This is a genomic window from Pseudomonas sp. HN2-3 (genome assembly GCF_020691745.1).
In the GTDB taxonomy this organism is placed as follows: domain Bacteria; phylum Pseudomonadota; class Gammaproteobacteria; order Pseudomonadales; family Pseudomonadaceae; genus Aquipseudomonas; species Aquipseudomonas capeferrum.
In genome coordinates this window covers 3,608,716-3,620,788 of sequence record NZ_CP085704.1, presented here as the reverse complement: position 1 = coordinate 3,620,788, position 12,073 = coordinate 3,608,716, and the positions used below count along the sequence as shown (strand labels likewise).

At 63.7% G+C, this 12,073-nt stretch carries 11 protein-coding genes; 4 read left to right on the top strand and 7 right to left on the bottom strand.

Translation table 11 applies throughout. The annotated features are described in order from the left end of the window. Positions 1 to 91 precede the first annotated feature (91 nt). The gene (locus LJX93_RS16410; protein WP_227696202.1) at positions 92 to 892 is read left to right on the top strand and encodes a helix-turn-helix domain-containing protein; all 801 of its coding nucleotides are present in this window, start codon (positions 92 to 94) and stop codon (positions 890 to 892) included. Between the two features lie 59 nt (positions 893 to 951). Here the strand turns inward: LJX93_RS16410 and LJX93_RS16405 are convergent, their stop codons facing one another. From LJX93_RS16405 to LJX93_RS16395, 3 genes are all read right to left on the bottom strand, one after another. Beyond that, the gene (locus LJX93_RS16405; RefSeq protein ID WP_033698751.1) at positions 952 to 2,223 is read right to left on the bottom strand and encodes a D-arabinono-1,4-lactone oxidase; all 1,272 of its coding nucleotides are present in this window, start codon (positions 2,221 to 2,223) and stop codon (positions 952 to 954) included. A 28-nt stretch (positions 2,224 to 2,251) separates the two neighbouring features. Further along, the gene (locus LJX93_RS16400; protein ID WP_033698749.1) at positions 2,252 to 3,019 is read right to left on the bottom strand and encodes an SDR family NAD(P)-dependent oxidoreductase; all 768 of its coding nucleotides are present in this window, start codon (positions 3,017 to 3,019) and stop codon (positions 2,252 to 2,254) included. Positions 3,020 to 3,163: 144 nt separating this feature from the next. After that, a complete protein-coding gene (locus LJX93_RS16395; RefSeq protein WP_047580946.1) occupies positions 3,164 to 4,036 on the bottom strand; it encodes a LysR family transcriptional regulator in 873 nt (290 codons plus the stop codon). 134 nt (positions 4,037 to 4,170) lie between these two features. On the opposite strand from LJX93_RS16395, the gene LJX93_RS16390 reads away from it, so the two are divergent. From LJX93_RS16390 to catA, 3 genes are read left to right on the top strand one after another with little or no spacing between them, the layout of a single operon-like run. Further along, positions 4,171 to 5,292 carry a muconate cycloisomerase family protein gene (locus LJX93_RS16390; RefSeq protein ID WP_033698746.1) on the top strand — a complete coding sequence of 374 codons (1,122 nt, stop codon included), beginning with the start codon at positions 4,171 to 4,173 and terminating at the stop codon, positions 5,290 to 5,292. A 31-nt stretch (positions 5,293 to 5,323) separates the two neighbouring features. Next, complete coding sequence (gene catC / locus LJX93_RS16385) at positions 5,324 to 5,614, top strand: muconolactone Delta-isomerase (protein WP_033698745.1); 291 nt, start codon at positions 5,324 to 5,326, stop codon at positions 5,612 to 5,614. Between the two features lie 43 nt (positions 5,615 to 5,657). Further along, complete coding sequence (catA, locus tag LJX93_RS16380; protein ID WP_033698744.1) at positions 5,658 to 6,593, top strand: catechol 1,2-dioxygenase; 936 nt, start codon at positions 5,658 to 5,660, stop codon at positions 6,591 to 6,593. Positions 6,594 to 6,972: 379 nt separating this feature from the next. Here the strand turns inward: catA and LJX93_RS16375 are convergent, their stop codons facing one another. From LJX93_RS16375 to LJX93_RS16360, 4 genes are all read right to left on the bottom strand, one after another. After that, on the bottom strand, positions 6,973 to 8,331 hold the full coding sequence (locus LJX93_RS16375) for a spinster family MFS transporter (protein ID WP_033698743.1): 1,359 nt from the start codon (positions 8,329 to 8,331) through the stop codon (positions 6,973 to 6,975). Positions 8,332 to 8,421: 90 nt separating this feature from the next. Continuing rightward, positions 8,422 to 9,729 (bottom strand): MFS transporter, encoded by a 1,308-nt coding sequence (locus LJX93_RS16370; protein WP_052040608.1) that lies wholly within the window; start codon positions 9,727 to 9,729, stop codon positions 8,422 to 8,424. A 22-nt stretch (positions 9,730 to 9,751) separates the two neighbouring features. Next, positions 9,752 to 10,996, bottom strand: a complete 1,245-nt coding sequence (locus LJX93_RS16365; protein ID WP_033698740.1) for an OprD family outer membrane porin — start codon at positions 10,994 to 10,996, stop codon at positions 9,752 to 9,754. A 111-nt stretch (positions 10,997 to 11,107) separates the two neighbouring features. Beyond that, complete coding sequence (locus LJX93_RS16360; protein WP_227696201.1) at positions 11,108 to 12,067, bottom strand: PDR/VanB family oxidoreductase; 960 nt, start codon at positions 12,065 to 12,067, stop codon at positions 11,108 to 11,110. Positions 12,068 to 12,073 lie beyond the last annotated feature (6 nt).

Genomic DNA, 12,073 nt, shown 5'->3' with positions numbered 1-12,073 from the left:
GGAGCGCCCAGGGCGCCCCGGATTTTGTGCTTTTTGCGGTGCAGGGCGGTAAGTTGCCCAGGGGCTTGTGTGCACGACAGCGGGGTGAGTGATGACATTGGAAGAAGCGAACAGGCTGGCGGCGGTGATCGATGCGATCGGCACGGAGGCTTTGGGGCCGGCCATCGATGCGCTCTTGCGCGCAAAACTGGCATTCGAGATGAGCTGTGGTTATCTGTTCAAGTTCAACCAGCATGCGCTGCTGGTGCATAACGGCTACAACGATTCGGTGTCCGAGCGCACCCTGAACGCCTACGTGCGGGGCGGCTACCTGCTCGACCCGTTCTATGTCGCCTGCGTCAACGAGCACCCAGGCGGGCTCTGGCGCATGAGCGAGCTGGCGCCCGACAGTTTCTATGCTTCAGGCTTTTCCATCTCCAAGGACATCCACCCGTGCGTGTCGTCCGACTACGGCACCTCGGTGGAGGAGGTGGGCTTCATCATTGCGCTGCGGCCTCAGGTGGCCGTCGTCTACTCGCTGATGCGCAACTTCAGCAGTGGCAGCTTCAGCGAAGACGACATGCAGGTGCTGGCTGCCATGGCGCCCGTGCTGGCCTCGGTGCTGGGCCAGCATTGTCGGCTGCGCTACGCCGATTACCTGCGCGATGCGCCTGCCGAGGGCGGGGTGCTGGAAGATGCCTTTGTCGAGATTTTGCAGGGGCAGTTGACCGAGACCCAGCGCTACATCGCCAAGTTGCTGTTGCAGGGGCACAGCAATGCGTCGATTGCCAGGCAACTGAACATCTCGGATGGCACGGTGAAAGTGCACAAGCACAATATCTACCAGCGGCTGGAGATCTCCACCAACGCCGAACTGTTTCGCCTGTTCATCGATTACCTGGCCAAGGCCTGAACGCCTGAAACGCACAACGCCCGAGGGGCTGCCTCGGGCGTTGTGCCAAGCGTTGCGGCTTACTTGAACAGCGGGCTGAGGTGCTCGCTCAGGTAGATACCCTGGGGGTCGAGCTGGCGGCGCAGGTTGCGAAAATCCTGGGCACGGGGGTAGAGGGCACTGACGTCGTCACCGGTCAGAAAGTGCAGCTTGCCCCAGTGCGGCCGAGCGCCGTATGCGCGCAGGATCTGGTCGACCGCACGCAGGTAGTCCCAGTAGTCGGTGCCCGGCTGGCCAGACACCGAAATGGTCACGCTGTCCTGCTCGAAGAACGGGCTCATCCAGGCGCCGTCGCCGGCGGTGAAGCGGTACTCGATGGGGTAAATCGCCTCGGGGAAGTCCTCGAGCATCAGCTTGCGCACGGCCCGCAAGGCTTCCTTGCTGTGCCGGAGGGGCACGGCATATTCCAGTTCATGGAAGTTGGGCAGGTACTCGATCGGGTACACGTCCGAGCTGTAGGCGACTTTCTCGAATTCGCTTTCCCAGGCCGGGCGGTCGGTGATGTCCATGACTTTCACCTCGCACACATCGGTGGTGCGCCCACTGGTGGAGGTTACCGCCGTGTCCGGCAGGCAGTAGCAGTGCCGGCTCTGCTCGTAGGGGCACCAGAAGAAGCTGAAGTGGCGGTGCGTGCGCGCCAGTTCATCGTGCTTGTCCATCACGCTTTCGAAGTCTTCACGCCAGATGCGTTCGTGCAGGTTGAAGCTGTCGGTCACCTGCAAGGTCAGTTCCGACACGATCCCCAGCACGCCCAGCGATACTCGGCTCGCCTGCAGCAGGTCGGGCGTACTTTCATCCACCACGATGATCTCGCCATTGGGTTGAACCAGCTTCAGGCCAACGATCGACGAAGCCAGGTTGCCCAAGGTCAGGCCGGTGCCGTGGGTGCCCGTGGTCAGGGCGCCGGCGATCGACTGGCTGTCGATGTCGCCCTGGTTGACCATCGACAGGCCGGCCGCCCGCAGCGCCTTGCCGAAGGCGTTGATGGTGGTGCCGGCGGCTGCGGTAACGCGTTTTTGCTCAAGGTCGATGTGGCGCACACCGCTCATGTTGCCCAGCGACAGGTGCAGGCCGTTGGTCAGCGCCACCGGGGTAAACGAATGCCCGGAACCCGCCACGCGCACGTTCATGCCATTGGCGCTCGCCTGGCTGACCAGGGTGCACAGCTCGTCTTCGCTGGAGGGGGCGCCACGTGCCGCGCGGATACACGACTGGTTGCCCGCCCAGTTGCGCCAGTGCGCCTGGTCGAGCCCGAACTCGTTGATGTGCATGTTGTTCGATGAGGTGCTCACGTTGCTCTCCTGCCCATTATTATTGTGATCAGATGGCGGTGTAGCCGTTGTCGGCAAACAGGTGGGTGCCGTTGACGAAACTGGCATCGTCGCTGGCCAGGAACAAGGCCGCGGTGGCCACCTCCGAGGGTTGGCACAAGCGCCCCTGGGCCGCGGCGATCGCGTGTTCGCTGACATCTACCCCGTGCTTGCGCAGCATGTCGATTTCGCGCAGGCCGTGGTCGGTGGCGATGAAGCCCGGGCAGATCGCATTGGCACGGATGCCGCGGTCGCGGAACTCCACGGCGATGGCCCTGGCGAACATGTGCGTGGCGCCTTTGCTGGTGCAATACAGCACCTCCATGGGCGTGCCCACCACCGCCGAAATCGACGACGTGCAGACGATGCTGCCACCGCCCGCCGAGAGCATGCCCGGCAATACCGCCTTGGTGACCAGGAACATGCTTTTCACGTTCACGGCCATGATCCGGTCCCACTCTTCTTCGCTGGTTTCCAGGAAGGGCACGGCGGCCAGGATGCCGGCGTGGTTGAGCAACACGGTGATTGGCCCGAACGCTTGTTCCACGGCCGCGACTGCGGCTTTGACCTGCTGCGCGTCGGACACATCGGCGGGTGCGAACAGCACGTGATGGCCGGCATCGCGCAATTGCCGAGCCACCTCGGCGCCTTTGCTGCCCGGCAAGTCGACGATACCGACCCGCGCCCCCTCTGCCGCGAACAGTTGCGATGCGGCCAACCCGCACCCTCCCGCGCCGCCTGTAATCAGCGCGACCTTGCCATTGAGACGTCCCGTCATGTTCGACTCCGCGCTGCGCCGGAAACCGGCGCAGCAATGGTTTTCTATTGAGTGTTTGTGATGCCTCGGCACTGTGCGATCGCGTGTCGGAGCATGAAACACTTCAACGGGAACCTCCATATACCGAAGGGTATACGGGGCAGGTCAGGGGGTCTGTTGGGCAATCAACGCCAGGCAGCGCTGCACGATCGGGCTCACATCGCCCTTGCGACGGCTGAGAATGATCGGGCTGACGGCACTGCTGTCGAGCAAGCCGACATACGCGATGTCGGTGCGGTGCTGCTGTTGCACAGAAGACGGCACCAGGGTAACGCCGAGCCCGACCGCGACCAGGCCGATGGCGGTCTGCAGTTCGTTGGCCCATTGGCTGATCTTCAGGGTCATGCCGTGATGGGCGAACAGTGCCAGCACATGGTCGGCGTAGCTGGGCCGGGGGTTGGCCGGGTAGAGGATGAAGGGCTCCTTGGCCAGTTGGGCGAGGGTCAGTGGGTTGCCCGTCAGCGGGTGGCCCTTGGGCAACACCGCGACCAGTGGGTCTTCGCACAGCACCTGCTGGAGGATGGCCGGGTCATCGATACGAATACGGCCGAAGCCGATATCGATGCGGCCACTCTTGAGCGCCTCGACCTGCTGCAGCGTGGTCATCTCGCTCAAGCCCAGCTCCAGCTCGCTGTCCTGGCGCAACTCGCGGATCAGCTCTGGCAGCACGGTGTACAAGGTCGAGGGGGCAAAGCCGATGCCCAGCCACTGGCGTTGCCCCTGGCCGATGCGGCGGGTGTTGTCGCTGATGTTCTCCAACTGCTGCAGCACGGTGCAGGTCTGCTCGTAGAAAAACCGCCCGGCCTCGGTCAGGCGCAGCGGGCGCTCACGCACCACCAGCAACGTGCCGAGCTGGTCTTCGAGCTGGCTGATCTGTCGGCTCAGCGGCGGCTGGGCGATATGCAGCAGCTCGGCGGCGCGGGTGAAGTTCAGTGTTTCGGCCAGCACCTTGAAATAGCGAAGGTGGCGCAGCTCCATCAGACCTCCAGGGTATGGTGGGAGATTCATTTGATATTGGACGGCCGGCAGGTTGTCGCGCAATGCTTGATTAATCAAGTAAATGCAGTGTCGGGCCCGCAGTGTGCGGCCCGACCAGACGGGACCTGCCGACCATGACCAACGCCCTGATCGAACGTGTAGACGCCATTATCGTCGACCTGCCGACCATCCGCCCACACAAGCTGGCAATGCACACCATGCAGCAGCAGACCCTGGTGGTCTTGCGCCTGCGCTGCAGCGACGGCGTCGAAGGTATCGGCGAGGCCACCACCATCGGTGGCCTGGCCTATGGCTACGAGAGCCCCGAGGGTATCAAGGCCAACATCGACGCGCACCTGGCGCCGGCCCTGATCGGCCTGCCGGCAGACAACATCAATGCCGCCATGCTCAAGCTGGACAAGCTGGCCAAGGGCAACACCTTTGCCAAGTCGGGTATCGAAAGTGCCTTGCTCGATGCCCAGGGCAAGCGCCTGGGCCTGCCGGTCAGCGAACTGCTGGGCGGCCGCGTGCGTGACAGCCTGGAAGTGGCCTGGACCTTGGCCAGCGGCGACACCGCCCGCGATATCGCCGAAGCCCAGCACATGCTGGAAATCCGCCGCCACCGCGTGTTCAAGCTGAAGATCGGCGCCAACCCGGTGGACCAGGACCTCAAGCACGTGGTGGCGATCAAGCGCGAGCTGGGCGACAGCGCCAGCGTGCGGGTCGACGTCAATCAGTACTGGGACGAGTCCCAGGCCCTGCGCGCTTGCCAGGTGCTGGGCGACAACGGCATCGACCTGATCGAACAGCCGATCTCGCGGATCAACCGGGGCGGTCAGGTGCGCCTGAATCAGCGCAGCCCGGCACCGATCATGGCTGACGAATCGATCGAAAGCGTCGAGGACGCCTTCAGCTTGGCCGCCGACGGCGCGGCCAGCATCTTCGCCCTGAAAATTGCCAAGAACGGCGGCCCCCGTGCGGTGCTGCGCACTGCGCAGATCGCCGAAGCAGCCGGTATCGCCCTGTACGGCGGGACCATGCTCGAAGGCTCGATCGGCACCCTGGCTTCGGCCCACGCGTTCCTCACCTTGCGCCAATTGACCTGGGGCACCGAGCTGTTCGGGCCGCTGCTGCTGACCGAAGAAATCGTCAACGAGCCACCGCAGTACCACGACTTCCAGCTGCACATTCCACACACACCGGGCCTTGGCCTGACCCTGGACGAGCAGCGCCTGGCGCGCTTCGCCCGCCGCTGATCTTGCAACTGAACGCCTAAGGAGAACCCGCATGCTGTTCCACGTGAAGATGACCGTGAAACTGCCGGTCGACATGGACCCGGCCAAGGCCGCCCAGCTCAAGGCCGACGAAAAGGAACTGGCCCAGCGCCTGCAACGCGATGGCACCTGGCGCCACCTGTGGCGCATCGCCGGGCACTACGCCAACTACAGCGTGTTCGACGTCCCCAGCGTCGAGGCCCTGCACGATACCCTGATGCAACTGCCGCTGTTCCCCTACATGGAGATTGAAGTGGACGGCCTGTGCCGGCACCCTTCGTCGATCCACAGCGACGACCGTTGAGTCGTCCCTGACTACCTGACAAGAACAATACGAGGTAAGCAAAATGACCGTGAAGATTTCCCACACTGCCGAGATCCAGTCGTTCTTCGAGAGGGCCGCAGGCCTTGGGCACGCCGAGGGTAACCCGCGCTTCAAGCAGATCATCCTGCGCGTGCTGCAGGACACTGCCCGCCTGATCGAAGACCTGGAAGTGAGCGAGGATGAGTTCTGGCATGCCGTGGACTACCTCAACCGCTTGGGCGGTCGCAATGAGGCAGGGCTGTTGGCGGCGGGCTTGGGTATCGAGCACTTCATCGACCTGCTGCAGGATGCCAAGGATGCCGAAGCCGGCCTCACCGGCGGCACCCCGCGTACCATCGAAGGCCCGCTGTATGTTGCTGGTGCGCCTGTCAGCCAAGGCGAAGCGCGCATGGACGACGGCACCGACCCGGGCGTGGTGATGTTCCTCCAGGGCCAGGTATTCGATACCGAGGGCAAGCCGTTGGCGGGCGCTACCGTCGACCTGTGGCACGCCAATACCCAGGGCACCTACTCGTACTTCGATTCGAGCCAGTCCGAGTACAACCTGCGCCGGCGCATCATCACCGATGCCGAAGGCCGCTACCGCGCCCGCTCGATCGTGCCGTCTGGCTATGGCTGCGACCCACAAGGGCCGACCCAGGAATGCCTGAACCTGCTCGGCCGCCATGGCCAGCGCCCGGCGCACGTGCATTTCTTCATCTCGGCGCCGGGGCATCGCCACCTGACCACGCAGATCAACTTCGCGGGTGATCAGTACCTGTGGGACGACTTCGCCTATGCCACCCGCGACGGGCTGATCGGTGACCTGCGCTTTGTCGAGGATGCAGCGACGGCGCGTGACCGAGGCGTGCAAGGTGACCGCTTTGCCGAGCTGGCGTTCGACTTCCAGTTGCAGCCTGCCAAGGCGCCTGAGGCGGAAATCCGCAGCCATCGGCCGCGTGCCTTGCAAGACGGCTGAGATCAGGGGTTGCGTGCGCTTGTGAGATGACCGCAAGCGCGTTTCTACAGGATTTATCGTTTGTGCCTGGGCCTTTCCGTGCGGGGAGGGTCCGGGCTTTTTTGTGGGTTATCGAGCGCCGCCCGCGCGGCGCTTCGCGGGGCAAGCCCGCTCCCACATTTGTTTCAGGCCAGTTATTCTTGAGGTATTGGCGCGCGGCCCCTTGGTGCCTGTCCCGATATCGCGTCGGACAAACAAGGCGGTCGCGCGCAAATGCCACAGGCCGCATTGGCCCGAAACAGATGTGGGAGCGGGCTTGCCCCGCGAAGCGCCGCGCGGGCGGCGCTCGATCTGATAGGCGCTGAAAATGCCAAGCCAGGCACCCGGTGCCCCCAACCCCTCAGCCCCCGACCGGATGCTCGCGTTGCATGCTCTGCCGGAAGCACTTGCAGCCTTTGGCCAGCAGCACGATGGCCAGCAACGACGCGGCGAAGCTGACGATCGACATCGACGAACCGACTGCTGCCGGCACACCGAAGTAGCGGTCGGTAATCAGCGCCACCAACGTGGTCCCCAACCCCAGACCCAGCAGGTTGCTGATCAACAGGAACACCGCCGATACCTGCGCACGTACCTGGTTCGGCGAGAGGATCTGCATGGCTGCAGTGGACGCCGGCATAGGGAACGAGGCGAAGAACATGGCCGGCACCAGCAAGGTCACCGACAGCCACAGCTGGTCCACCTGCGAATACAGCACGGCCGGTACGATCATGCCCAACGCGCCAATCACCCCGGTGCGCATGGCCGCATCGCTACGCCCACGCTTGGCCAGGTGGTCGGTCAGCCAACCGCCGAATACCACCCCCGTGGTGTTGGCCAACAGCAAGATGGTGCCGAGCATGAAACCGGCCTGCTCAGGGCTCATGCCGAACTTGCGGATGTACAGCGCGGGTGTCCAGCTCATCATGCAGAACAGTGCCATGGCGTAGAACGAGAAGCCCAGGTAGTGGCAGCTGAAGGTCGCCCGGTGACGGCCGATGAAACGCAGGCCATCGGTGAGTTTCACTTTGCGTACGTTACCGTCTGCATCCAGCTGCGCGCCCTTGCGCTCCGGGTTGCGCACCGTCAGCCAGATCAGCAGGCCAACGATCACACCGGGCAAGCCGACAATGAAGAACGCCAGTTGCCAGGCCTTCATGGCGCCCAGGAACGCCACCTCGATGGTTTGTGCGTCCTTGAGCAAGGTAATCACGTAGCCGCCGACCAGAAAGGCAATGCCACCACCAACGAACGAGCCGATGGAGTAGATGCCCACTGCGCGGCCGAGCTTTTCCTTGGGGAACAGGTCACTGAACATCGAATAGGCCGAAGGCGACAGCGCCGCTTCGCCGACCCCTACGCCGATACGGGCGAGGAACATCTGCGTGAAATTCTTGCTCAGGCCGCAGGCGGCCGTGGCGAAGCTCCAGAAAATCACCCCGACCGCGATGATGCGTGGCCGCGAGAAGCGGTCGGCCAAGTAGGCGATGGGCATGCCCATGAAGGCGTAGAACAGCGAGAACGCCAGGCCGTGCAGCAGGCTGAACTGGGTATCGCTCAGTTGCAGGTCGGCCTTGATCGGTTCGATCATCAAGGCCAGGATCTGCCGGTCAACGAACGAGAAGATGTAGGCCACCATGCACAGCAGGACCACATACCATTCGTAGACGTAGCGTTTTTTGCTTGGCTTGAGGTGTTGCGCTTGGGTGAGGGTGTTCATGCACGCGAGCTCCTGATTTGGACAGCCCTGATGTGGAAAGCCTGACGGCCTCATCGCAGGAGCAGGCTGCTCCTGCCAAGGGGGCTACCGTCAGTTATTTTCTGCAGCGGCCTGTGGCTTGATGGAAATCACCGCCAGGGTGGTAATCGCGCCCATCACCATGAGCATCACCGACACCGGCCAGGCGTCCTTGTACACGCTGAACAGTGCGGTCGCCGCCAGTGGCGCCAGGCCACCCGAGAAGATCGAGGCAATCTCGTGCCCCATGGCCAGCCCCGAATAACGCACCTTGGCCGGGAACAGCTCACCCATCAGCGCGGGCTGGGTGCCGATCATGGCGCCGTGACAGAAGGCCATGCCCAGCAGCGCCGCCAGGTACACCCACACTGGCGAGTGGGTATCGAGCATCCAGAAGAACGGGAACGCCAGCACCATCAAGCCGACCGAACCAATGGCATACACCACCCGCCGGCCAATGATGTCCGACAGCCAGCCCCAGAACACGATGGTGCCGGCCTCGACGATCATCGCCACCATCACGCTGGCCAGCACCAGCTGGGTATCCAGCCCGGTGAACTTGGCATAGGCGATGGTGAAGGCCAGGAACAGGTAGGCACTGCCGTTCTCGGCGATGCGGATACCCATGGCCTGCAGCACCGCCTTGGGGTGCTTGCGCAGCACTTCCATGGCCGGCATGTGCTCGGGTTTGTCCTGCTGGGCCTGCTCTTCGACGAAGGCCTTGCTCTCTGGCAGGCTGCGGCGGATGTACACGCCCACACCAAAGATCAGGATGCTGGCCAAGAAGGGCACCCGCCAGCCCCAGCTCATCATGTCGTCGACCGGCAGCATCTGCACCAGGTAGAACGCTGCGGCAGACATCACGAACCCGCCGGAAACACCCAACTGGCTCCAGGCCGCATAGAACCCGACCCGGTCCTTGGGCGCATTCTCGCTCAGCAGCAGCACGCCGCCGCCCCATTCGCCGCCCGACGCGACGCCTTGCAGCACGCGCAAAATGACCAGGCAGGCGGGGGCCAGGTAGCCGGCCTGCTCGAAGGTGGGCAGCAACCCCATGGCAAAGGTTGCCGCACCCATGATCGCCAGGGTCATCACCAGGGCCTTCTTGCGCCCGGCCTTGTCGCCGATGTGGCCGAAGATCAGGCCACCCAGCGGGCGTGCCAGAAAGCCCACGGCGAAGCCTGCGAACGAGGCCATGGTGCCGAGCACCGGGTCGGTGCCGGCGGGGAAGAACAGCGGGGCGAAAATCAGCGCCGCCGCCGTGCCATAGAGGAAGAAGTCATACCATTCCAGGGCGTTGCCCAGGACCGAGGCAATGACGATGCGGCGCATGGTGCGCGGGTCGGTATCACGGGTGATGTTAGTGTTCAGGTTACTCATGAGCCATCTCCATGCGGGCCGGTCACCAGAACTTCCAGGTGTAGGAAGTGATCAGGCGATACTCGTTGTAGTCGTTGCCGTACTGTTGCTGGGTACGCATGTTCTTGAGGTCGAAGGCCAGGTCCTTGAGCGGGCCGCTCTGGACCACATAGCTGAGCATGATGTCGCGCTCGCTTTCCTGGTCCCGTGCAAGGCCCGGGCCGCGGTCGATGTCGGTGCCTTTGATGTAGCGGGTGAACAGCTTCAGCCCGGGCAGGCCGATGGCGGCGAAGTTGTAGCCGTAGCGCACCGACCAGCTGCGTTCGTCCGGGCGAATGAACGGCAGGCCTGCCCAGTTCGGCAACCACAGCTGCGGCACGTAGCCGTTGAGCGTCGGGAACACGGTGTCGCCGGTCATGCGCTGGTAGCTGAGGCCCAGCATGTGCCCGCTTTTTTCCAGGGTGACCAGGCCGAAGTAGGCGCGGTTATCCACGGCGCCGCTGCGCGCGGCGCCGTCTTCGCGGTTGTTGAAATAGCCGACGTCGGTTTTCAACTGGTAACCATCGGCAAACTTCAGGGCGTGCTTGATGCCACCGTAGTCCTGCTTGTAGATGTCGTTGAGCACGCCATGGAAGTAGCTGGCTTGCAGGTCCGGGGTCAGCGCATAGGTGGCGCCGGCGAAGTCCAGGCCATCACTGTCCTGGTCGTCGCGGGTGCCGTAGCGGTACAGGCGCTCGTGGTTGGACGACTCGCGGGTGACGATCGACCAGAAGCGCCCGCCGACGAGGGTCAGGTTGTCGATGTCGCGTGATTCGATTACCGCGCCCTGGTAAAGGGTGTCGAGCTGGCGGCTGGGGTCGTTGGAGGCGACTGGGTAGAAGGGTTTCTGGTCACCGATCAGCACCTTGGTCTTGGCGTACTTGAGCTTCAGCGTCGCACCGCCGCGGCTGTAGTCGTCGGCGGCCTGCTGGCGATGGCGGCTGTAGGGTAGTGAGCCATCATTGCCGGTGGCGTCCAGGCGCAAGGCGTACTGGCCGTTGAGGTCGAGGCCGACTGCCAATGGGGTATCGGTGTAGCCAGATTCGAACTGCAGGTCGAAGCCCTGCGACCAGTTGCCGACCTTGGACACCGGTGCACTGGGGTTGGTGAAGTTACGGTTCAGGTAGAGGTTTCTGAAATTGAGCGAGAGGTGGCTGTCATCCACCACGTCGGCCAAGCAGGTCAGGGGTAATACAGCGCCCACACACAGGCAAAACGGTTTCGCACGCAACGGCCATTTGAGTTCCATGGGGTAATCCTGGAAGTGTGATCAGTACAAGTCCTGGGCAGTTGTTCAACTGGGCAGAAGGGGCTGCAGGTCTTGCGCCCGCTTGTCTGTCACGTATTTGTTTTTGTTTTTCTAGATATCCAGCACCAGGCGCTTGCCGCGCGCCCGGGAACAACACAACACGATCTGTTCGTTGGCGTGTTTCTCCTCGTCGGTCAGGTAGTGGTCACGGTGGTCGGGTTGGCCTTCGAGCACGTCGCACAGGCAGGTGCCACACACGCCTTGCTCGCACGACACCTCGACCTGGATGCCGACGCTGCGCAGCGCTGCGGTCAGGGTCTGGCCCTGCTGCACCTGCACGGTCTTGCCGCTGCGCGCGGCCACCACCTCGAAGCTGCCGCCCGAGGTGTCGACCTCGGCCTGGAAGTACTCGTGGTGGATATGCGCGTCGTCGTAGCCTTGCTGGCGTGCGCCCTCGATCACCCAGTCCATGAAGCTCGCCGGGCCACAGGTATAGAGGTGCACACCTGGCGTAGCCGGGCCGAGTACCTGGGCCAGGTCCAGTTGCTGCTCAGGGCCTTCGTCACTGAAGTGGGTGAACACGCTGGCGGCAAACGGTGCGGCGAGCAGTTCGTCGACGAACGCGCAGCGGCTGCGCGAGCGGCCGCGGTAGTGCAGTTCGAACGGCTGCCCTTGGGCATGCAGGGCATGCGCCATGGCGATCATCGGGGTGATACCGATGCCGCCGCCCAGCAACAGCGAGCGCGTGGCGTCGCCGGCCAGCGGGAACAGGTTGCGCGGCGCACTGATGCGCATCGGCGTGCCGGGCAGCAGGTGCTCGTGCGCCGCCACCGAGCCGCCGCGGGACTGGCTGTCCTTGAGCACGCCAATGCGGTAGACATTGGTGTGCGCGGGATCGCCGCACAGCGAGTACTGCCTGACCAGGCCGGGTGCCAGGTGCAGGTCGACGTGGGCACCTGCCGCGAAACGCGGCAGGGTCTGGCCATCGACTGCGGCCAGCTCCAGCACCAGCACGTCGCCGGCTTGCACCTCGCGGGCTTGCACGATCACTTCGAGCAGTGGGTCGATCATGCCGGT